General features: G+C 71.7%; 19 protein-coding genes. 6 read left to right on the top strand and 13 right to left on the bottom strand.

The genetic code is table 11. The features are described from left to right. The first annotated feature begins 187 nt into the window (after positions 1-187). Complete coding sequence (locus tag QMZ92_RS21890; RefSeq protein ID WP_283299092.1) at positions 188-1,168, top strand: acyl-CoA desaturase; 981 nt, start codon at positions 188-190, stop codon at positions 1,166-1,168. Then, positions 1,165-1,842, top strand: a complete 678-nt coding sequence (locus tag QMZ92_RS21895) for a TetR/AcrR family transcriptional regulator (RefSeq protein WP_138054784.1) — start codon at positions 1,165-1,167, stop codon at positions 1,840-1,842. Before QMZ92_RS21890 ends, QMZ92_RS21895 begins: the two co-directional genes overlap by 4 nt. Positions 1,843-2,050: 208 nt before the next feature. Here the strand turns inward: QMZ92_RS21895 and QMZ92_RS21900 are convergent, their stop codons facing one another. Together QMZ92_RS21900 and QMZ92_RS21905 are read right to left on the bottom strand one after the other, a co-directional pair. Then, positions 2,051-2,413, bottom strand: a complete 363-nt coding sequence (locus QMZ92_RS21900; RefSeq protein ID WP_283299093.1) for a VOC family protein — start codon at positions 2,411-2,413, stop codon at positions 2,051-2,053. 25 nt (positions 2,414-2,438) lie between these two features. Continuing rightward, positions 2,439-3,260, bottom strand: coding sequence for a trans-aconitate 2-methyltransferase (locus tag QMZ92_RS21905; protein ID WP_283299094.1), 822 nt, complete (start codon positions 3,258-3,260; stop codon positions 2,439-2,441). A gap of 132 nt (positions 3,261-3,392) precedes the next feature. Between QMZ92_RS21905 and QMZ92_RS21910 the strand changes: the two genes are divergently transcribed. Then, positions 3,393-3,890 (top strand): MarR family winged helix-turn-helix transcriptional regulator, encoded by a 498-nt coding sequence (locus QMZ92_RS21910; RefSeq protein ID WP_283299095.1) that lies wholly within the window; start codon positions 3,393-3,395, stop codon positions 3,888-3,890. Here the strand turns inward: QMZ92_RS21910 and QMZ92_RS21915 are convergent. After that, the gene (locus QMZ92_RS21915) at positions 3,849-4,628 is read right to left on the bottom strand and encodes a LuxR C-terminal-related transcriptional regulator (protein ID WP_138057661.1); all 780 of its coding nucleotides are present in this window, start codon (positions 4,626-4,628) and stop codon (positions 3,849-3,851) included. The genes QMZ92_RS21910 and QMZ92_RS21915 overlap by 42 nt on opposite strands. Positions 4,629-4,877: 249 nt before the next feature. Between QMZ92_RS21915 and QMZ92_RS21920 the strand changes: the two genes are divergently transcribed. Then, positions 4,878-5,324, top strand: coding sequence for a GNAT family N-acetyltransferase (locus QMZ92_RS21920; RefSeq protein WP_283299096.1), 447 nt, complete (start codon positions 4,878-4,880; stop codon positions 5,322-5,324). Positions 5,325-5,486: 162 nt separating this feature from the next. Here the strand turns inward: QMZ92_RS21920 and galE are convergent, their stop codons facing one another. From galE to QMZ92_RS21950, 6 genes are all read right to left on the bottom strand, one after another. Then, entirely contained in the window at positions 5,487-6,452 is a 966-nt protein-coding gene (galE, locus tag QMZ92_RS21925) for a UDP-glucose 4-epimerase GalE (protein WP_283299097.1), read from the bottom strand. Next, positions 6,449-7,264, bottom strand: coding sequence for a galactose-1-phosphate uridylyltransferase (locus tag QMZ92_RS21930; RefSeq protein ID WP_502962108.1), 816 nt, complete (start codon positions 7,262-7,264; stop codon positions 6,449-6,451). The genes galE and QMZ92_RS21930 overlap by 4 nt, the downstream gene beginning before the upstream one ends. A 26-nt stretch (positions 7,265-7,290) precedes the next feature. Next, complete coding sequence (locus QMZ92_RS21935) at positions 7,291-7,995, bottom strand: helix-turn-helix transcriptional regulator (RefSeq protein WP_283299098.1); 705 nt, start codon at positions 7,993-7,995, stop codon at positions 7,291-7,293. 207 nt (positions 7,996-8,202) lie between these two features. After that, positions 8,203-10,137, bottom strand: coding sequence for an outer membrane protein assembly factor BamB family protein (locus QMZ92_RS21940; RefSeq protein WP_283299099.1), 1,935 nt, complete (start codon positions 10,135-10,137; stop codon positions 8,203-8,205). Between the two features lie 79 nt (positions 10,138-10,216). Beyond that, positions 10,217-12,046, bottom strand: coding sequence for an outer membrane protein assembly factor BamB family protein (locus tag QMZ92_RS21945; protein ID WP_283299100.1), 1,830 nt, complete (start codon positions 12,044-12,046; stop codon positions 10,217-10,219). Between the two features lie 232 nt (positions 12,047-12,278). Further along, positions 12,279-14,084 (bottom strand): ABC-F family ATP-binding cassette domain-containing protein, encoded by a 1,806-nt coding sequence (locus QMZ92_RS21950; protein ID WP_283299101.1) that lies wholly within the window; start codon positions 14,082-14,084, stop codon positions 12,279-12,281. A gap of 158 nt (positions 14,085-14,242) precedes the next feature. Here QMZ92_RS21950 and QMZ92_RS21955 point away from each other — a divergent pair, with 158 nt between their 5' ends. Beyond that, positions 14,243-15,109: a helix-turn-helix domain-containing protein gene (locus tag QMZ92_RS21955; RefSeq protein WP_283299108.1), complete on the top strand. Its 867-nt coding sequence runs from the start codon at positions 14,243-14,245 to the stop codon at positions 15,107-15,109. Next, on the top strand, positions 15,106-15,291 hold the full coding sequence (locus QMZ92_RS21960) for a DUF397 domain-containing protein (protein WP_283299102.1): 186 nt from the start codon (positions 15,106-15,108) through the stop codon (positions 15,289-15,291). The genes QMZ92_RS21955 and QMZ92_RS21960 overlap by 4 nt, the downstream gene beginning before the upstream one ends. Here the strand turns inward: QMZ92_RS21960 and QMZ92_RS21965 are convergent. From QMZ92_RS21965 to QMZ92_RS21980, 4 genes are all read right to left on the bottom strand, one after another. Next, on the bottom strand, positions 15,259-16,584 hold the full coding sequence (locus tag QMZ92_RS21965) for an acyltransferase family protein (protein ID WP_283299103.1): 1,326 nt from the start codon (positions 16,582-16,584) through the stop codon (positions 15,259-15,261). The two genes, QMZ92_RS21960 and QMZ92_RS21965, sit on opposite strands and share 33 nt — an antisense overlap. Before the next feature lie 178 nt (positions 16,585-16,762). Beyond that, on the bottom strand, positions 16,763-17,656 hold the full coding sequence (locus QMZ92_RS21970; protein ID WP_283299104.1) for a 4-(cytidine 5'-diphospho)-2-C-methyl-D-erythritol kinase: 894 nt from the start codon (positions 17,654-17,656) through the stop codon (positions 16,763-16,765). Further along, the gene (gene rsmA / locus QMZ92_RS21975; protein WP_283299105.1) at positions 17,653-18,528 is read right to left on the bottom strand and encodes a 16S rRNA (adenine(1518)-N(6)/adenine(1519)-N(6))-dimethyltransferase RsmA; all 876 of its coding nucleotides are present in this window, start codon (positions 18,526-18,528) and stop codon (positions 17,653-17,655) included. Before rsmA ends, QMZ92_RS21970 begins: the two co-directional genes overlap by 4 nt. Then, positions 18,525-19,727, bottom strand: a 1,203-nt coding sequence (locus tag QMZ92_RS21980) for a resuscitation-promoting factor (protein WP_283299106.1), incomplete at its 5' end; no start/stop codon positions are given. The genes rsmA and QMZ92_RS21980, both read right to left, overlap by 4 nt.

Here is a 19,727-nt window from a genome sequence, read left to right on the forward strand (position 1 = left end):
TCTGGAGGTTTTCCGGAGGCTTTGCGGACCACGCTGTCCGACGACTCCAAGGATAGGTGTCCGTTCACTCGGCGTTGTTCACCGCCCTCTTGCCGCGAGGCTTCGCGCTGCCATACTTACGACCCCGTAGGTTACGGTTCCGTAGCCGGATGGTTCAGCCGCACCCTCACCCCCCAGGGGACATCCCATGACCACGAGTCCCGATGTGATCGACGACGCCCGGAAGTCGTCCGCGCCAGATCTTCCCTCCGCCACACTGGGCGGCGACAGCAAGCGTTCGATCGAGCAGATCGCCCTGCTGATGTTCATCACGGTGCCCTTCCTCGCGCTCCTGGCGGCGATCCCGCTGGCGTGGGGCTGGGGTGTGAGCTGGCTCGACCTCGGCCTGCTGGTGGCGATGTACTTCATCGGCTGCCACGGCATCACGATCGGCTTCCACCGCTACTTCACCCACGGCTCCTTCAAGGCCAAGCGGCCGCTGCGGATCGCGCTGGCGATCATGGGGTCGCTGGCCGTGGAAGGCCCCCTGGTGCGCTGGGTGGCCGACCACCGCAGGCACCACAGGTTCTCCGACGCCGAAGGGGACCCGCACTCGCCGTGGCGTTTCGGCGAGACCGTCCCGGCTCTGATGAAGGGCCTGTGGTGGGCACACATCGGCTGGATGTTCGACGAGGAGCAGACGCCGCAGCACAAGTACGCGCCCGACCTGATCAAGGACCCGGCGCTCCGGGCCGTCTCGCGACAGTTCGCGATCTGGACGATCGTGTCCCTGGCGATCCCCCCGCTGGTCGGCGGTCTGGTGACGATGTCGTGGTGGGGCGCGTTCACCGCGTTCTTCTGGGGCTCGCTGGTCCGGGTCGCACTGCTGCACCACGTGACGTGGTCGATCAACTCGATCTGCCACGCGGTCGGCAAGCGCCCGTTCAAGTCGCGCGACCGTTCGGGCAACGTGTGGTGGCTCGCTGTGCTGTCGTGCGGTGAGTCCTGGCACAACCTGCACCACGCCGACCCGACGAGCGCCCGGCACGGCGTCGAGCGCGGGCAGATCGACTCCAGCGCCCGGCTGATCCGCTGGTTCGAGAAGGCGGGCTGGGCGTACGACGTGCGCTGGCCGAGTGCGGACCGGATTGCCGCCCGGCGCCGGAAGGAAGCCGCGGAGGCGGCATGATTGAGGGCGTGGCGATCGACGGCAGCAGCACCAGCAGCAGTGAGAAGCCCCGGCGTGGGCGCAGGGTCCGGATGACCGGGGCGGAGCGCCGCCAGCAGCTGCTCGACATCGGTCGCACGCTTTTCGCGGCGAAGGGCTTCGAGGGCACATCGGTGGAGGAGATCGCGGCGAAGGCCGGGGTCTCCAAGCCGGTGGTGTACGAGCACTTCGGCGGCAAGGAGGGGCTGTACGCCGTCGTGGTCGACCGGGAGATGCGCCAGTTGCTGGACATGGTGACCGGGGCGCTGACCGCGGGACATCCGAGGGAGCTGCTGGAGCAGGCGGCGTTCGCGCTGCTGGACTACATCGAGACCTACACGGACGGTTTCCGCATCCTGGTCCGTGATTCGCCGGTCGCCCAGTCCACGGGTACGTTCGCGTCGCTGATCAGCGACATCGCCACGCAGGTCGAGGACATCCTGGGCCTTGAGTTCAAGGCCCGCGGCTTCGACCCGAAGCTGGCGCCGCTGTACGCGCAGGCGCTGGTGGGGATGGTGGCGTTGACGGGTCAGTGGTGGCTGGACGTCCGCAAGCCGAAGAAGGCGGAGGTCGCGGCGCACCTGGTGAACCTGGCCTGGCACGGGCTGGACGGGCTGGAGCAGAAGCCGCGGCTGATAGGACACCGCAAGAGCTGAGCGGCTGCTGCGCGCGGCGGGCCGGGGCGGGGCGGGGACATGCGCGGGGGCGTGCGGCACGACGCACACGCGCCGCGCCGATCCCCGAGCGGATGCCGCGCCGATCCATGCTCCCGCACCGCGCCGGTCCCCGAGCAGGCACCGCGTCCGGCCGGCGTCCGGTTCCCCGCTCGTCGCGGGAGGGACGCCGGCCGGACGGCCGAGCGGGTCACTCCACCGGTTCCAGGAACTCCAGCCGGTTGCCCACCGGGTCCTTCGAGAAGAAGCGGCGGTGGCCCGGCAGCTCCTCGTCCCAGACGACCTCGGCGCCATGGGCGAGCAGGCGCTCGGCGAACGTCTCGATAGCGGTCACCCGCAGCCCCGGATGGGCCTTGCGCGCGGGCCGGAATCCGGGGTCGACGCCGAGGTGCAGCTGGACGTCGCCGGTCCGGAACCAGCAGCCGCCGCGGACGGCGAGCGACGGCGGCTTGGCGATCTCGGTCATCCCCAGAGCGCCGCCGTAGTACGCCCGCAGGGCTTCCTCGGAGCCCGCGGGCACGGCGAGCTGGACGTGGTCCAGAGCGGTCAGCACAGGGACGCTTCCTCTCACGACGGGCCTACAGCGGTTTGCGGGCCACGGCGAAGATGCGGCGGAACGGGAAGACCGTTCCGTGCGGCCCGGACGGATAGGCCTTGCGGAGCAGATCGCGGTACTGGGAGAGGAACTCGTCGGTGGCCTCCTCGTCCCCGTCGAGCGCGGTGAGGACCGGGCGCAGCGCGGTGCCCTTCACCCAGTCCAGCACGGGGTCCTCGCCGGTGAGCAGCTGGAGGTAGGTCGTCTCCCAGGTGTCGGCGGCGCAGCCGAGGTCGGCGAGCCGGAGGAGGTAGTCGGCCGGGTCCAGTACGTGGACGAAGCGGCGCCCCTGGTCGGCGAGGCGGTCGCGCCACTGCGGGGTGTCGCAGAGCTCGCCGAGCAGCGCGTGGCTGGGCGAGGTGAAGTTGCCCGGCACCTGGAAGGCGAAGGTGCCGCCGGGTGTGAGGCCGTCGACCCAGGTGGCGAAGGACTCGGGGTGATTGGGCACCCACTGGAGCGCGGCGTTGGAGACGATGAGGTCGTAGGGCTCGTCGGGGGTCCAGTGGGCGGCGTCGGCAGGGCGGAAGTCGATCCAGCCGCCGCCGCTGGTGGTACCCGCGTACTCCTTCTCGGCGCGGGCGAGCATCTCGGGTGAGAGGTCGAATCCGGTGATCCGTGCGTCCGGCCACCGGTCGGCGAGGAGCACGGTGACGTTGCCGGGGCCGCAGCCGAGGTCGGCGATGCGGGGCGGGCGGTTTCCTTGGGGCAGTTCGGATATGCGGCCGAGCAGATCGAGGAACGGGCGGGTTCGATGGCCTGAGTGGCGGAGATACTGCTGTGGATCCCAGGTTGGAACGGAATACATGTTCGATCCCCCTTGCAGGAACGTTCATCGGAACCGGAACAGAGGCTCCGGCCCGACCATGCCCAATAGTCCATCCAAACATATCTTGACGTCAAGAGACTTCATGTCGACAGACCCTTTACACTGATCGTCATGGAGGACGAGGTCGACCGACTGGTCGCTGCCTGGCGCCGCGAGCGCCCCGACCTCGACGTGGAACCGCTCGAGGTGCTCAGCCGCGTCTCCAGACTCGCGCGCCATCTCGACCGCGCGCGCAGGATCGCCTTCGCCGAGCACAATCTGGAGCCCTGGGAGTTCGACGTCCTGACGTCGCTGCGGCGCGCGGGGGCGCCCTACCAGCTCTCCCCGGGCCAGCTGCTGACCCAGACCCTGGTCACCTCGGGCACGATGACCAACCGCATCGACCGGCTCGCCAAGAAGGGCCTGGTCGAGCGGCTTCCCGACCCCAGCGACCGTCGTGGTGTGCTGGTGCGGCTCACCGCCGAGGGGCGGGACCGCGCCGATCAGGCGCTCGCCGGACTGCTCGCCCAGGAACGCGCGATCCTGGCGGAGCTGTCCCGTGCGGAGCGCGGTGAACTCGCCGGTCTGCTACGCCAGTTGACCGCCCCGTTCGACAACATCCCCGGCTGAGGGCGCGAGTTCCGCGGGGCCGACCCCGGCCCGGCGGGCCAGCGCCACCGCGGCGAGGGTCGAGTGGACTCCGAGCTTGCCCAGGACGTTCTGCATATGGGTGCGCACGGTGTGCGGGGAGAGGAACAGCCGCTCCGCGACCGCCTTGCGGCCCAGTCCGGCCACCATGCACCGCAGGACCTCCCGCTCGCGCGGGGTGAGCGACTCCACGAGCCGCTCGCTCTCGGTGCGATGCTTGCGCGCGGCGGTGAGCTCCCGCAACACGCCGGTGAGCAGCGCGGGGGGCAGATGCGTCTCATCGCGCAGGACGCCCCGGATCACCGTGAGCAGCCGCTGCAGGGAGCAGTCCTTGGCGACCCAGCCGGAGGCGCCGGCCTGGAGCGCGAGCGCGGCCCGGCGCGGGTCGTCCTTCTCGGCGAGCACGACCGTCCGCACCGCGGGGCGCGCGGTGCGGACCGCGGCGACCAGGGAGATCCCGTCGACGAAGCCGTCGCCGTTGTCGGGGACGGCCCGCGCGACCACGGGGCCACCCGGTGCCCTCGCGATCCCCAGATCGGCGTCGACCAGCATCACGTCGAATCTGCGCCCCTCGGCCGCCGCGCGCTCGAGGCAGCGCAGCGCGGCCGGGCCACTGCCCGCCGCGGCGACCTCGACGTCCGGCTCGGCGGCGAGTGCCGCCGCGAGGGACTCGGCGAAGATTCGGTGGTCGTCCACGACGAGGACCCGGATACGAACCACAGACACCCCCAGGCTGCGTTTTCCGGCGGAGGCCACGCGTCGACGGGCACGGCGCCCGGTAGGAGTGGGTGGGCCGTCACGGCCGCCGCCGCGATTGACCGATACCCCGCCCCGGGCGTCGTACCCGACCGTCTCGCCCCCTGATCAGCACCGGCCCCCACCGGTGCACGTGCTTCAGACTACGGAAGGCGGCCCTGAGGGGAAGGGCATTTGCAGAACTGGCCGGACGCCGTGTTTAGGGTGTGCCGCATGTTTCGTTTTGAGACAGAAGTCGACAAGGAACGCCTCGGCCTGCTCGGTGAAAGACTCGAGGCCGCCAACTCCCAGCGCTCACCGGTGATGCGGGCCCTGGCGGTGAGCCCGCACAAGGACGAAGTCCCCCTGCAGGTCTGGGTGGTGGAGGAGGCGACCGGCGAACTGGCCGCGGGTCTGACGGGCCGCACCTGGGCGCGCTGGCTCCATGTCGACCTTCTCTGGGTCGACGCTCCGCACCGCGGCGCGGGCCTGGGCTCCCAGCTCCTCTCCGCAGCCGAGCGCGAGGCCTGCGTGGGCCGCGGGTGCTCCTGGTCCCGGCTGGAGACGTGGGACTTCCAGGCGCCCGGCTTCTACCGGAAGCACGGCTACGAGATCGTCGGCCGGGTGCCCGACTACCCGCCGGGCGTCACGGAGTACCTCCTGGCGAAGCACCTCGGCTGAGCCGACGGGCGCGCGGGCGCTCGCCCGGGGCGGGCGCGGGCCCCGTCACGACGCGTGCACAGGCTCGGAGGGGCAGGAGCACGCCCGCCGGTCATTCGGCCGGACGCGCAACCGGAAGGAGGAGCCCGTACCCGTACAGCTCCCGGAACCGCTCGGCGACACTCACGTGCCGGCTCGCCGGGAGCGGGCGAAGTCCCAGGCGTCGGCGACGATCCCCGCGAGATCCGGCCGCGACGGGGACCAGCCGAGCCGCTCCCGCGCCGCGGCGGAGGAGGCGACCAGCACGGCCGGGTCTCCGGCGCGGCGGGCGGCGACGGTCTCCGGGACCGGATGGCCGGTGACCTTGCGGACGGTCTCGACGACCTCGCGGACGGAGAAGCCGTTGCCGTTGCCGAGGTTGCAGACCAGATGCTCCCCGGGAGTGATCGCGTCCATGGCGAGCAGATGGGCCTCGGCGAGGTCGGCGACATGGATGTAGTCCCGCACGCAGGTGCCGTCCGGCGTCGGGTAGTCGTCGCCGAAGACGGAGATCGTCTCCCGGGTGCCGAGCGCGACCTGGAGGACGAGCGGGATGAGGTGCGACTCGGGGTCGTGGCGCTCACCGCAGTCGCCGTAGGCGCCGGCGACGTTGAAGTACCGCAGGGACGCCGCGGCCAGTCCGTGCGCCGTGCACTCGCCGCTGATCATGTGGTCGACGGCGAGCTTCGTGGCGCCGTACGGGCTGGTCGGCGCCGTCGGGTCGGACTCGGTGATCGGCGTGGAGAGCGGCTCGCCGTAGGTGGCCGCCGTGGAGGAGAAGACCAGCTTGCGGACCCCCGCGGAGCGCATCGCTGCGAGCAGCGCCATCGTCCCGCCGACGTTGTTCTCCCAGTACCTGCCGGGTCGCGCGACCGATTCGCCGACCTGCGAGAACGCGGCGAAGTGGAGGACGCCGTCGTACGACGGGCCGATGTGGCGGGCCGCGTCCTGGACCCGGCCCTCGACGAAGGAGGCGCCTTCGGGGACGGACTCACGGAAACCCGTGGACAGATCGTCGAGGACCGTGACCTCGTGCCCCGCCTCCAGCAGGTGCGCGGCCACCACGCTGCCGACATAGCCGGCTCCGCCCGTCACCAGGTACTTGCTCACTCGCTCGCCACCTCTCGCAGTCGCCGGGCTGCTGCCTCCGGCGGCACATCGTTGATGAACACGCTCATGCCGGACTCGGAACCGGCGAGGAACTTCAGCTTTCCGGAAGTTCGGCGGCCGGTGAAAAGCTCGAGGCGCAGCGCGAAGTCCTCGTGCCCGCCGTGCCCGCCGCGCGTGCCGGCAGTCGTGCCGGCAGTGCGTGCGCCGTCGTCGGACGGTGCCTGGTGCCAGGCGGCGATGCACGGCGCCGGTGGCCGGTCGGCACCGAAGATCCGGTCGAAGCACCTCAAGAGTTCCAGACAGACCTGTGGGAACTCTGTGCGCGCCGCGTCGTCGAACGCGCGCAGGTCCGGCACCCGGCAGCGCGGGTACGGGTGCACCTCGTAGGGCCAGTGCGCCGCGTACGGCACGAAGGCGACCCGGTGGTCGCCCGCCGGCACGACCCTGGCGGCGGACTCCGGCTCGCGGGCGACGACGTCGTCGAAGAGGTTGCACCCGGTGGCGGCGCGGTGCGCGACGAAGGACGCGTCGCGGTCGGGGGTGAGGCAGACGACCTCGCAGCGTCCGTTCCCTCCCGTGAGGGACGGAAAGCGGTTCTCGAGGACGACGACGTCGTAGTCACTGTCCGGGATCTCGCTGAGCCGCCCGTCCCCGGACGGGCAGAGGGGGCACTCGCCGACGGGCGGGTGGTGGGTGCGGCCCTGGCGGTGCGAGGCGATGGCGACGGCGTCGCCGAGGAGCCGGTCGTGCCGGATCTCGGACGTGGTGGCGGCCGGCGGTCGTCGTCGGCGCCGACGACGTCGGCGCGGCAGTCGTAGGAGAGCAGCGCCGGGCGCCCTCAGTCCACGTCGAGCTCCGGGCCGGCCGGAAGCGGCGGGTGGCTCGCCGCGTGGTCGAGGAGGCCCGTGCGGGCCGCGAGGGCCGCGGCCTCGAGCCGGGAGCCGACGCCCAGCTTCATCAGCACCCGCTGGACGTGCGTGCGGGCCGTACTGGGAGCTATGCCCATGCCCGCGGCGATGAGCCGGGTGTCCTCGCCCTCGGCGACGCGCACCAGCACCTCCACCTCTCGCGGGGTCAGCATGCGCAGCAGCCGCCGGCCCTCGTCGTCCGGCTGGGCCGCCGGGTTGAGCAGGTCCGTGAACGCGCCCTGCAACAGCTGCGGCGCCACCGCCGCCTCGCCCACCCGCGCCTTGGCCATGGCCCGCTCGACGCCCTCGATCCGCTCGTCATGGCGCACATAGCCCGACGCGCCGGCCGCGAAGGCCGCCGCTATCCCGCGCGGCGACGGCACGGGTCCGAGCACCACCACGGCGACCTGCGGACGCTCACGCTTGATCCGCACGATGGGGTCGAAGGCGCCCGGCTCCGCCGGTGCCGCCGTCCCGAGCAAGCACACCTCGGGCGCCCTGCTCACCACCAGTTCGGCCGCCCCCGCCGTCGGCGCCGCCGCGGCGAGCACCCGGTGTCCGCGCAGTTTCAGCGCGGAGGCCAGCGCCTCGGCCAGCAAACGGTGGTCGTCGACCACCATGAGCCGCACACCCATCGAGCAACCCCCCATACCCCTGGAGCCGGCCCCCCGCCCCCAGCACTACTGATCCGGCAAGCTACACGCTTGTTCGACGTTGCGCTGCCCTACGCATCAGAAATCCCTCGGATCGGTGAAATGCGTGTCGTTCGGGGCAAGTTGACGAACGGCGGAGGTCCCCCGCCCGTACGGGCGGGGGACCTCCGTCACTCATGCACCGGTGGTTCAGTTCGTGCTCAGGGAGAGCACCAGATATTCCTGTCGCGAGGTCGATCCGCTCCGCTTGCTGAGCATGGTCTCGGACATGAACAGCCGTCCGTTGGTGTAGAGGATCTCCGAGTAGTCCTCGCTGAAACTGGACTCCGCCTGGCGGACGGACTCGTCGGACGGGATCTCCAGCAGCACCGTCTGCTTGAAGGTGCCGCCGTCGATGCTGACGATCTGCCCGCCCTTGTCGTACGGGGGCCGCTTGTAGGCGATGAGGTTGCCGCCGTCCATGCGGATCGGCGAGATCGTGTACCGGTCCCCGGCATCGGCCTTGTCGGCGGTCGGCTTGCCCGTGGTCAGGTCGAAGGACACGATCTCGTTGGTGTCGCCGTACTCCCCGCTGCCCTCGTGCTCCTCGGTGGGCAGGTAGAGGCGGTTGTTGCCGACGACGATGTGCCGGCAGGTCTCGACCTCGGTGGAGCCGCAGCGTGCGGCGAACCGGTCCGCGTCGGCGGAGATCTTGATCTTCAGCTTGCCGGTCTTCTCGTCGACGACGAAGAAGTCCGAGATGCCGCTGCCGTCCCCGGCGGTGTCACCGACGTCGGCGGCGACCACGAGGGGCTTGGTGGACACGATGCTCGCGTACTCCACGCCCGTGGGCATCTTGAACGAGGAGGCCGGCGCGCCGGTCTGCGCGTTCAGGGACTGGATGACGACGTACTGGCGGCCGTAGTCGCCGCACTTGCGGGCCGCCACGAGGGCGGGGCCGCCGCCGTAGCCCATGTCGAAGCAGTTCTCGGCGTTGACCTGAGGCTTCCACCGAACGGCGCCGGTGGCGAGGTCGAACGCCGCTCCGCCGTCGGTGCCGCCCGCGGCGACGGTGCCGCCGCTGAGGGTGACCTCGTTGAAGCGGGCCTTGTCGTCGCCGGACCCCGTGGTCGACTTGCTCCACAGCAGCTTGCCGGTGGTGAGGTCGATCGCGCCGACCTCGGTGCACTTCTCGTAGTTCCGCGGCGGCTTGCGCTTGGCGGGCTCGAAGGCGATGGCCGTCTTGTGGTCCGCCGTGGCGTGACGCGAGGCGGCGCACACCTGGCCGGGAAGCGGAAGGGTCCACTTCACCGTGCCCTTGGTGAGGTCGTATCCGACGACGGAGTTGATGCCGGTCTTGACGTACAGCGAGTCCGTGACCCACGAGCCGCTCACATCGGTGACGTCGGTGACCTTCGGCTGGGGCAGCTGGAAGGCGACCTTTGCCGCCGGGTTGGACGGCGCCTTCTCCTTGCCGCCGCCGAGGGCCTTGTCCTTGCCGCCGTCCGCGCCCTGGCTGGAGCCCTTGGCATTGCCGCCCTTGTCGTCGTCGCCCTTGGCGGCGGCGAACCAGACGCCCGCGCCGATGATCAGCGCCACGGCGACGACCGCGGCGATGATGATCTGCATCTGGGTGTTCGGCTTCTTGCCGCCGGGACCGCCCGGCTGCTGCGGGCCGTACTGATGCTGCGTGGGCTGCCCCGGGTAGCCGTAGCCGTAGGGCTGTTGGCCCATCGGCTGCGTCGGCAGGCCCGGTGCCTGCGGGTAGCCGTAACCGGGGGGCGGGCCTTGCGGATAGCCGTAACCGGGCTGCTGGCCGGGCGGCGTCTGCGGATAGCCGTAACCGGCGGGCTGACCGGGGGGCGGGCTCTGCGGATAACCGTAACCGGGCTGCTGCGGCGGCGTGGTGGGTGCGCCGAAGCCGCCCGGAGCGGGGGTCCCACCGGCGGGGCCGGGGGCAGGGTCCTGCGGCGCGCCGAAGCCGCCCTGCGGGGGCTGCGCGGGCTGCTGTTGGGGCGGAGTGGGCTGCTGCGGGGGCTGCCCGGACGGCTGTTGCGGCGACTGGTTCGGCTGCCCGCCCAGCTGCTTCGGGGGCTGGTTCGGCTGCTCGCCCGGCTGCTGCGGGGACTGGGGTGGTTGCGTCATGCCTGCGTACCTCTGGGGCGATGTGGGAAGGAAACGATTCGTTCCGGTGGTCCGGGTCGGGGCGTCCGGCCGGACGCGGTCACTTCCCGAAGGCCATCATCGTCTTGGTCTCCTTCTCCTCCTTGTCGTTGCTCGCGCTGACCCGGCCGCTCGCGATGACGAACCGGCCGTTGTGGTAGGCGAGCTTGGGGCTCCAGAAGGTTCGCTCGATCGAGGACGTGGACGCGGGGTTCTGCAGCAGCACGGTGGGCTTGCCGCCGGTCGGCGCGAGCGTCGCGACCGCGCCGCCCGAGTCGTACTTCGGCTCCAGGTACACCAGGACGTTCGAACCCTCCATGCGGAGAGGGATCATCATCTGCTCGGCGGGCGCGTCCGCACGCCACTTGCGCTTGCCGGTGTCGAGGTCGAACGCCACGACGGCGTTGGTGCGGGCCGTGCCGCCCTCCTTCGGCTCGGTCGCCATGTAGAAGGTGTCGGCGTCGGCTGCCACGCCGACGCAGCCCTCGAGGATCTCACCGAAGACGACGAAGCCGCGGCCGCAGCGCGGCTGGTAGCGGTCCGTGCCGCCGTCGATCTGGGAGCGCAGGGTCCCGTTGGCGTTGAGCGCGACGACGCTCCACTTCTTCTGGTCGGGCTGCGACATCGAGACGACCAGCGGACTGACCGAATAGACCTTGTCGACCTGCCAGTTGACCGGCAGCTTGTACGTCCACCTGGCCTTGCCGGTGGTCGGGTCCAGCTCCTCGAGCTGCTCCTGGGTCTTGTCGTAGTCGCCGGTGCGGCAGGTCTCGGCGGCGATCAGCTTCGGGCCGCCGGCGAACGCCTGCGGCTGGCAGTTCCCCGGCAGCTTGCCGAAGAGCGGTGAGCCGTCGCTGATCCGGAACGCCTCGCCGTTGCCCGTGCGGGCGGCCGTAACGGTGTTGCCGCTGATCGCGAGGGTGAGGCTGGACAGCAGGTCGAAGGCGCCCTTCTTGGTGATCGTCTTCTTCCAGCCCGCCTTGCCGGTCCTGAGGTCGACGAGCTGCAGCTGGGTGCAGTTGGCCTTGTTGCCCGTGCCGTCCTTGTAGGCGATGACGAGCTTGCCGTCGTCGGTGCCGCGGACCGGGGCCGCGCACAGCTCGGCGGGCAGCGGCAGGCTCCACTTCTTGCCGCCGTCGTCGACGGAGTAGCCCGCGACCTCCTTGTACATGCCCTTGACGACGATGTCGCCGGCGAACCACGGGCCGTACACCTCGGCGCCGTTGCGCGGCAGGTCGACCTCGTTCTTCGCCAGCCAGAGCACCTTGGACTCGCCGTCCTCGCGGCCTGCGTTGAGGTCGTCCACCTCCTTGCGCCCGGTACCGCTGCCGTCGCCCTGGTCCACCGACTCCGAGCCGGTCGGCTGCGGGCCGCCGGTCTGCTTGGCGTCGGGCCCGGGGGCGTCCTCGCTGCCGCTGAGCGCGAACCAGGTGCCGCCGCCGATGACGAGGAGCGCCGCCACGGCCGCGCCGATGATCGCGGCGGGCTTGCCCTTGAAGAAGTTCCCGCTGCCACCGCCCGGAGGGGGCGGGAGGGGCGCGCCCGGGTACTGCGGCTGGGTGGGGTAGGCGCCGTACGGACCGGGCTGCTGGCCGTACGGACCCGGCTGCTGGCCGTAGGGCCCGGGCTGCTGGCCATACGGGCCCGGCTGCTGGGCGTAGGGCCCGGGCTGCTGGGCGTACGGGCCGGGAGCCTGCTGCGGGTAGCCGTATCCCGGCTGCGGAGCCGCCTGCGGGTAGCCGTACCCGGGCTGTGCGTCCTGCGGCGGGCCGGCGGGCTGGGCCGGAGGGGTCTGCGGCGGCTGGGCGGGCTGTTGGGGAGTGCCCTGCTGAGGGCCCTGCGGAGACCCGGAGCCTCCCTGCGGCGGTTGCTGGCTGGGTGGCTGAGTCATCAGCTCTCCCCCTTCGTGCGGCCCGCTGCCCGACCGGCCTCCCCCGCGATTCCCTCGGGCATGCACCTTTGGAAATGGAGCGAATCGGACATGGGTTTCCGCAACGTCACGTCAGTCGAGCGGGGCTTCTTTGTATCACCCGGGGCATGTCAAGAAGCGGGCCGGTCCGCCCCTGTACCCAAGGGAGAACCGGCCCGTGATGCCGTCGTTACGCGACCGGCGCGCGCCGCCGCTACGCGTCCTCGGCGAGTTCGAGCCAGCGCATTTCCAACTCTTCCCGTTCGCCGGAGAGTTCGCGGAGGCGCGCGTCGAGTTCCGCCACTTTCTCGAAGTCGGTTGCGTTTTCGGCGATTTGCGAGTGCAGCGTGGATTCCCTTTCGGAGATCTTGTCGAGCTGCCGCTCGATCTTCTGCAACTCCTTCTTCGCGGCCCGCTGGTCCGCCGCGGACTTCTCCGCTCCGGCGGGCTTCGCCGGAGCGGCGGGTGCCGGAGCCGCCGCCTGCACGACCCTCGCCCTGCGCTCCAGGTACTCGTCGATGCCGCGCGGCAGCATCCGCAGTGTCGCGTCACCGAGGAGCGCGAGCACGCGGTCGGTCGTGCGCTCGACGAAGAAGCGGTCGTGGGAGATCACGACCATCGAGCCCGGCCAGCCGTCGAGCAGGTCCTCCAACTGCGTCAGCGTCTCGATGTCGAGGTCGTTGGTGGGCTCGTCGAGGAAGAGGACGTTCGGCTCGTCCATCAGCAGCCGCAGCAGCTGGAGCCGACGCCGCTCGCCGCCGGACAGGTCGCCGACCGGGGTCCACTGCTTCTCCTTCGAGAAGCCGAACTGCTCGCACAGCTGGCCCGCGGTCATCTCCCGGCCCTTGCCGAGGTCGACACGGTCGCGGATCTGCTGGACGGCCTCCAGCACCCGCAGTTCGGGGTCGAGTTCGGTGACGTCCTGTGAGAGGTAGGCGAGCCGCACGGTCTTGCCGGTGACGATGCGCCCGGCGGCGGGCTGCCGTTCGCCGTCGCTGCCCGCGGCGTCGGCCATGGCGCGCAGCAGGGAGGTCTTGCCCGCGCCGTTCACGCCGACCAGGCCGATCCGGTCGCCGGGGCCGAGCTGCCACGTCAGATGCTTGAGCAGGACCTTCGGCCCGGCCTGGACGGTGACGTCCTCGAGGTCGAAGACGGTCTTGCCGAGCCGGGTGGTGGCGAACTTCATCAGCTCGGAGGTGTCGCGCGGCGGCGGCACGTCCTTGATCAGCTCGTTGGCGGCCTCGACGCGGAAGCGGGGCTTCGACGTCCGGGCCGGTGCGCCGCGGCGCAGCCAGGCGAGCTCCTTGCGGACGAGGTTCTGCCGCTTGGTCTCCTCGGTCGCGGCGATGCGCTCCCGCTCGGCGCGGGCGAAGACGTAGTCGGAGTAGCCGCCCTCGTACTCGTACACCGTGCCGCGCTGGACGTCCCACATGCGGGTGCAGACCTGGTCGAGGAACCAGCGGTCGTGGGTGACGCAGACGAGGGCCGAGCGGCGGGCCCGGAGGTGCTGGGCGAGCCAGGCGATGCCCTCGACGTCCAGGTGGTTCGTGGGCTCGTCGAGGACGATCAGGTCCTGTTCGGCGATCAGCAGCTTGGCGAGTGCGATCCGGCGCCGCTCGCCGCCGGACAGCGGGGCGATGACGGTGTCCAGGCCCTGCGGGAAGCCGGGCAGGTCGAGCCCGCCGAAGAGCCCGGTGAGCACATCTCGGATCTTGGCGTTGCCGGCCCACTCGTGGTCGGCGAGATCGCCGATGACCTCGTGGCGGATCGTGGCGGCGGGGTCGAGCGAGTCGTGCTGGGTGAGCACCCCGATGTGCAGTCCGCCGCTGTGGGTGACCCGGCCGGTGTCGGGCTCCTCCAGCCTGGCGAGCATCCGGATCAGCGTGGTCTTGCCGTCTCCGTTGCGCCCGACGACCCCGATGCGGTCCCCCTCGGAGACGCCGAGCGACACTCCGTCGAGCAGGGCACGGGTGCCGTACACCTTGCTGACTGCCTCGACATTGACCAGATTGACGGCCATTTCTCTCCTGACAGGGGGATCGATCGGCCTACCAGCGTAGTCGGGGCGCACCGTCCACAGTCCGCGCGTACGGTGCGCGACCGTACACCCACGGAGAGTGGACAGTACGCGACCGGGTCGCGACGCTGGGTGAGTCGACCGAGTCGACCTTGTCGACCTTGTCGGCCGGGGACCTGGGAACGCACCTGGAGGTGGCGGATTTGGCCGGGGTGGACGACGAGCCGGTGTCGTCGGACAGTCTGAAGACGTTCGGGGCGTTCGTGCAGGGGTTGCGGGAGCACGCGGGGCTGACGCGGGAGGCCTTCGCGCCGATGGTGCGCTTCTCCCGGCACACGGTGGCCTCGATCGAGCTGGGCCGCCGGATGCCGGACACGCAGTTCGTCGAGCTGGCGGAGGCGGCGCTGGGGAACACGGGCGCGCTCCGGCGGGCGTTCGGGCATCTGACGCGGCAGCCGGGGCTGGCGTCGTGGTTCAGGGAGTGGGCACGGCTGGAGCGGACGGCGGTGAGCCTGTGCACGTACGAGTGCAGGATGGTGCCGGGGCTGCTGCAGTCGGAGGGGTACCTGCGTGCCCTGTACGAGAACGAGGTGCCGCCCCTGTCGGACGAACAGGTGGAGAGTCAGATCGCCGCGCGGCTGGAGCGGCAACGGCTCCTGCGTGAACGGCCCAACGTGCCCTTCAGCTTCATCGTCACGGAGGCGGTCTTCCGGCAGCGGCTCGGTGGTACGGAGGTCACCCGGCAGATGCTCGACCATGTGCCGGCGAGTAGCGCCCCGCGGAACGTGACGCTCCAAATCATGCCGACCGCCTGCGAGTTCCACGCCTGTCTGGCGGGAATGCTGCGGCTCCTGGAAGGGCCGGACGGGAAGCGGTACGCCTACTCCGAGGGGCAGAGGAACGGCCGTCTGATCGGCGACCCGAAAGAAGTGGTCCCGCTCCAACAGGCGTATGACACACTGCGCTCACAGGCTCTGACCCCCAGCGACTCGCGGGGCCTGCTGGAGCGAATCCGAGGAGCGCTATGAGCACCGCAGAACTCGCCTGGTTCAAGTCCAGCTACAGCAGCGCCCAGGGCGATGACTGCGTCGAGGTCGCCGCCTGCCCCGGCACCGTCCACGTCCGCGACTCCAAGGTCCCAGACGGCCCCCGGCTCGACGTCCCCGCCGCCGTCTGGTCAGCCTTCGTCTCGACCTACGGCGAAGCCTGACCGTTCCACCAGCCACCAGCCCGCCAGCGCCATCGCGACCGCGGTCGGGGCGCTGACCGGCACCGCGATCAGGGTGGCCGTGCGGCCTTCGAGCAGTCCGGCGAAGCCGACCATGGACAGGCCGAGCACACCGAACAGGCAGAGGGTGATGCCGAGGGCTGCGAGCGGACCCGAGCCGGGGCGGACCGGAGCGGGTGAGGGCTGTTCGAAGCCGCGGAACGCGGCGACCAGGACGGCCGTCAGGAGCGCGGCGGCGGCGATCCGCAGCGGAGTCTGCGCCCACCAGGCGGCCGAGGCCGGCTCCGGCAGGGTGACTCCGGCGGCGAGCATCCCGCCGTAGACGCCGAGCATCGCGGTGAGATGCCACAGGAACGCGGTCATCGCGATGCCGTTCGCGGCGACGACGGTGCGCCAGACCCGGGGACGCGCCACCAGCCGGGCGCCGGGCCCGCGCAGCAGCTCCACCGCGCCGACCAGCCACAGGCCGTGGCAGAGCAGGGCCAGCGTGGGCGGGGACATGTTGGAGACCTTCTCCCCCGGCATGCCGACCATGGACAGCGGGTACGGCCCGGCCGCCACGAGCAGCGCGGCGCCGGCCAGTCCCGTCGCCGCCAGCGCCGACGGCAGCCGGAGGCGCCCGTCGGCCCGCAGGAAGCCGAGCTGGTGCACGGCCAGCCAGACGAAGGCGAAGTTCAGGAACTCCACGAAGGGGACCCCCAGCGCGAACCGGAGCACGTCCACGAGGACCGCGCCGGCGACGAGCGCCCCGAACGCGCCCCAGCCGTACCGCTCGTGCAGCTTCAGCAGCGGCGGGGTGAAGGCGACCATCGCCAGATAGATCCCGATGAACCACAGCGGCTGGGTGACGAGCCGCAGGGAGACACCGGTCAGCCCGCTGCCGCCGCCGAGCAGTTGGACGAGCAGCGCCGCCGCGCCCCAGACGAGGACGAAGGCCATCGTGGGCCGCAGCAGTCGGCGCAGCCGCGCCCGCAGGAACGCCGCGTAGACCGAGGTGCCGTCGCCCGCGGGGTGCCTGCGGCGCAGGGAGCGGTACGAGAGCGCGTGCGAGAAGCCGCCGACGAAGAAGAACACCGGCATGATCTGCACTGCCCAGGTGAGGAGTTGGAGCTCCGGCACGACGGCGAGCAGATTGCCGACCCCGTCGGCGGTGACGGCGGCCATCAGCCAGTGCCCGAGCACGACGGTCCCGAGCGAGACGACCCTCAGCAGGTCGACGTAGCGGTCCCTGGTGTCCGGGGTGGCTTCGGCGAGCGCAGGTACGCGTGATCCCATGCGCCCACGGTCCCGTCCGGGGGCGAGCGGGCGTGAGGGCGTTCGTACTCAACTCGGGCCTGAGTACCCGCAGAACCACGGAGCTACGGAGCTACGGAGCAGCCCAACCGCCGAACCGCCCAACCGCCGAGCCGCCGCACCTCCGAACCGCCCAACCGCCCAACCGCCCAACCGCCGACTACACGATCGTCGCGCCCAGCGCCGGGGCCTGGGCGACGCGGGCCGTGCGGCAGGTCCCCGACGCGAGCAGCGCCTCGGCGATCTGCCCCGCCGCGTCCGCGTCCTTGGCGAGGAAGGCGGTCGTCGGCCCGGAGCCCGAGACGAGCGCGGCCAGCGCGCCCGCGTCGGTGCCGGTGCGCAGCGTGTCCGCGAGCGACGGGCGCAGCGAGAGGGCCGCGGGCTGGAGGTCGTTGACGAGTGCCCCGGCCAGGGCGCCCGCGTCGCCGGTGCGCAGTGCGTCCAGCAGCAGCGGGGACGCCACCGGCGCGGGGACGTCCGCGCCCTCGTTGAGCCGGTCGAACTCCCGGTAGACCGCCGGCGTGGACAGTCCTCCGTCGGCGACGGCGAAGACCCAGTGGAACGCCCCGCCGACGGGCAGCTCCGTGAGCCGCTCGCCCCGGCCCGTGCCGAGGGCGGCGCCCCCGACCAGGCTGAACGGCACATCGCTGCCGAGCTCCGCGCAGATGCCGAGCAGTTCCTCCCGCGACGCCCCGGTGGACCAGAGCGCGTCGCAGGCGAGGAGCGCGCCCGCGCCGTCGGCGCTGCCGCCCGCCATGCCGCCGGCGACGGGGATGTCCTTGTCGATGTGGATGTGCACGGCCGGGTCGATCCCGTGGCGCTCGGCGAGCAGTTCCGCCGCCCGCGCGGCGAGGTTCGTCCGGTCCAGCGGCACCTGGTCCGCGCCGGGGCCCGAGCAGGTGACGGTCAGCGACTCGGCCGGGGTGACGGTGATCTCGTCGTACAGTCCGACGGCCAGGAACACATTGGCCAGGTCGTGGTACCCGTCGTCCCGGACCCCGCCGACGGCCAGCTGGACGTTGACCTTGGCAGGTACCCGTACGGTGACGCTCACGTGGTTTCCCCGGCTCCCTTGTGCTCCGCGATACGCGCGAATTCTTCCACCGTCAGCGACTCGCCCCGCGCCTGCGGCGAGATCCCGGCTGCGACCAGCGCCGCCTCCGCGGCCGCCGGGGAGCCCGCCCAGCCGGCGAGCGCGGCCCGCAGCGTCTTGCGGCGCTGTGCGAAGGCCGCGTCGACGACCGCGAAGACCTCGGCCCTGGTGGCCGTCGTCTTCGGCGGCCCGGTGCGCCGGACCAGGGAGACGAGCCCGGAGTCGACGTTCGGCGCGGGCCAGAAGACGTTCCGCCCGATCGCCCCGGCCCGCTTGACCTCCGCGTACCAGTTCGCCTTGACCGACGGCACGCCGTAGACCTTGTTGCCGGGCCGGGCCGCGAGCCGGTCGGCGACCTCGGACTGCACCATGACCAGCGTCCGCTCGATGGTCGGGAAGCGCTCCAGCATGTGCAGCAACACCGGGACGGCCACGTTGTACGGGAGGTTGGCGACGAGTGCGGTGGGCGCCGGGCCCGGGAGCTCCTGCACGTGCATCGCGTCGGAGTGGACCAGCGCGAAGCGGTCCTTGCGCTCCGGCATCCGCGCGGCGATCGTGGTGGGCAGCGCGGCGGCGAGCACGTCGTCGATCTCGACGGCGGTCACCCGGTCCGCGGCCTCCAGCAGCGCGAGGGTGAGGGAGCCGAGCCCCGGGCCGACCTCCACGACCACGTCGTCGGGCCGCACCCCGGCGGTGCGGACGATCCGGCGGACGGTGTTGGCGTCGATGACGAAGTTCTGGCCGCGCTGCTTGGTGGGGCGTACGCCAAGCGCTGCGGCCAGTTCTCGGATGTCGGCGGGGCCGAGGAGGGCATCGGGATCGGTGGTGCTCACCGGTACAGCCTACGGCCGCAGTGCGGCCACGGACTCGCCCCCCGTTGCACGTAGAGCTTCTTCGCCCGGTACGTCTGCTCCTCGGGGGAGGCGTCCTGGGGTCGGCCGCGGCCGCCGAGCGACTGCCAGGTGCGGGTGTCGAACTGGTACAGCCCGCCGTAGGTGCCCGACGGGTCCACCGCGTCCGGCCGCCCGCCCGACTCGCACTGCGCCAGCGCCTTCCAGTTCAGCCCGTCGGCCCCCCGGACCGAGTCGGGCGGCCGCTTGGTGCCCGACTTCACCTGCCGGGCGACCGGCTCCCGCACGACCTCCTCGGAGACCTTCCGAGGCTTCTGCCGGACGCCGTTCACGGTCCGCACCGAGTAGGTGACCCGCCGCACGCCCGCCCTCCCCGCCCGGGCGACAACCTCGGTGCCCCGGTGCAGCTCCGGGTCGTCGGTCCGGACGGTGTCGTACGGGATGGGCTCCTCGCGGACCTCCTCGGTGTCGCTGATGCGCAGGACGGTGATCGTCTGACCGTCGCGCGGGAAGCTGTCCGGAGGCACGGAAGTGGTGTCCTGACCGCCGAGGGTGATACCGGCCGTCTCGACGGCCTCCCGTGCGGTCGCCGCGTTCGTGCGGACGGTGCGGGCCCGGCCGTCGGCCATGAGCGTGACGGTCCGCTCGGTCAGCACGTCGACGTCGAGGCCGCCGCGGGAGATGGACCGGGAGCGCGAGACGGACAGGGAGGCACCGTTCGCCCGCACCCCGACCTGGTGCAGCGCCTCCTCGACGGTGCGGGCGGTCGTCCACACCCGGCGGCTGCGGCCGTCGATGGTGAGGGTGACGGGGCGGCCGAAACGGACGACGACCTCGTCGCCGTGGGAGAGCTCCGCGCCGGGGGCCGGGGCGACGATGTCGTGCTCTCCGACCGTGAGCCCTTCCTCTGCGAGGAGTTCCTCCACGTCGTCGGCGAACGTGTGCAGGGTGCGGGGCACCCCGTCGACGCTCAGGCGGACGGCCTTGTCGGCGGCGACGAAGGCGGTGGTGCCGCCGGCGAGGAAGGCGACGACGAGGGCCTGCGGGATGAGGCGGCGCAATCCGTCGGTGCCGCCGAGCGTGAACGGTCCGATCCTGCGGCGCCGGGCGGCGCGGCGGGCTTCGGCCCGGGTGGCGGCGCGACCGCCCGCGGGCGTGGGGGCCGGGCGGGCGTCGGCGCC

The sequence above is a fragment of the Streptomyces sp. HNM0645 genome (assembly GCF_030056615.1).
Taxonomy (GTDB): Bacteria; Actinomycetota; Actinomycetes; order Streptomycetales; family Streptomycetaceae; genus Streptomyces; species Streptomyces marianii.

Bases quoted from the DNA above. Each gene is read 5' to 3' on its own strand.
- QMZ92_RS21940 (WP_283299099.1), bottom strand. From the start codon at position 10,137: ATGACGCAACCACCCCAGTCCCCGCAGCAGCCGGGCGAGCAGCCGAAC.
- QMZ92_RS21960 (WP_283299102.1), top strand. From the start codon at position 15,106: ATGAGCACCGCAGAACTCGCCTGGTTCAAGTCCAGCTACAGCAGCGCC.
- QMZ92_RS21895 (WP_138054784.1), top strand. From the start codon at position 1,165: ATGATTGAGGGCGTGGCGATCGACGGCAGCAGCACCAGCAGCAGTGAG.
- QMZ92_RS21945 (WP_283299100.1), bottom strand. From the start codon at position 12,046: ATGACTCAGCCACCCAGCCAGCAACCGCCGCAGGGAGGCTCCGGGTCT.
- QMZ92_RS21890 (WP_283299092.1), top strand. From the start codon at position 188: ATGACCACGAGTCCCGATGTGATCGACGACGCCCGGAAGTCGTCCGCG.
- QMZ92_RS21910 (WP_283299095.1), top strand. From the start codon at position 3,393: ATGGAGGACGAGGTCGACCGACTGGTCGCTGCCTGGCGCCGCGAGCGC.
- QMZ92_RS21920 (WP_283299096.1), top strand. From the start codon at position 4,878: ATGTTTCGTTTTGAGACAGAAGTCGACAAGGAACGCCTCGGCCTGCTC.
- QMZ92_RS21950 (WP_283299101.1), bottom strand. From the start codon at position 14,084: ATGGCCGTCAATCTGGTCAATGTCGAGGCAGTCAGCAAGGTGTACGGC.
- QMZ92_RS21905 (WP_283299094.1), bottom strand. From the start codon at position 3,260: ATGTATTCCGTTCCAACCTGGGATCCACAGCAGTATCTCCGCCACTCA.
- QMZ92_RS21935 (WP_283299098.1), bottom strand. From the start codon at position 7,995: ATGGGTGTGCGGCTCATGGTGGTCGACGACCACCGTTTGCTGGCCGAG.
- QMZ92_RS21965 (WP_283299103.1), bottom strand. From the start codon at position 16,584: ATGGGATCACGCGTACCTGCGCTCGCCGAAGCCACCCCGGACACCAGG.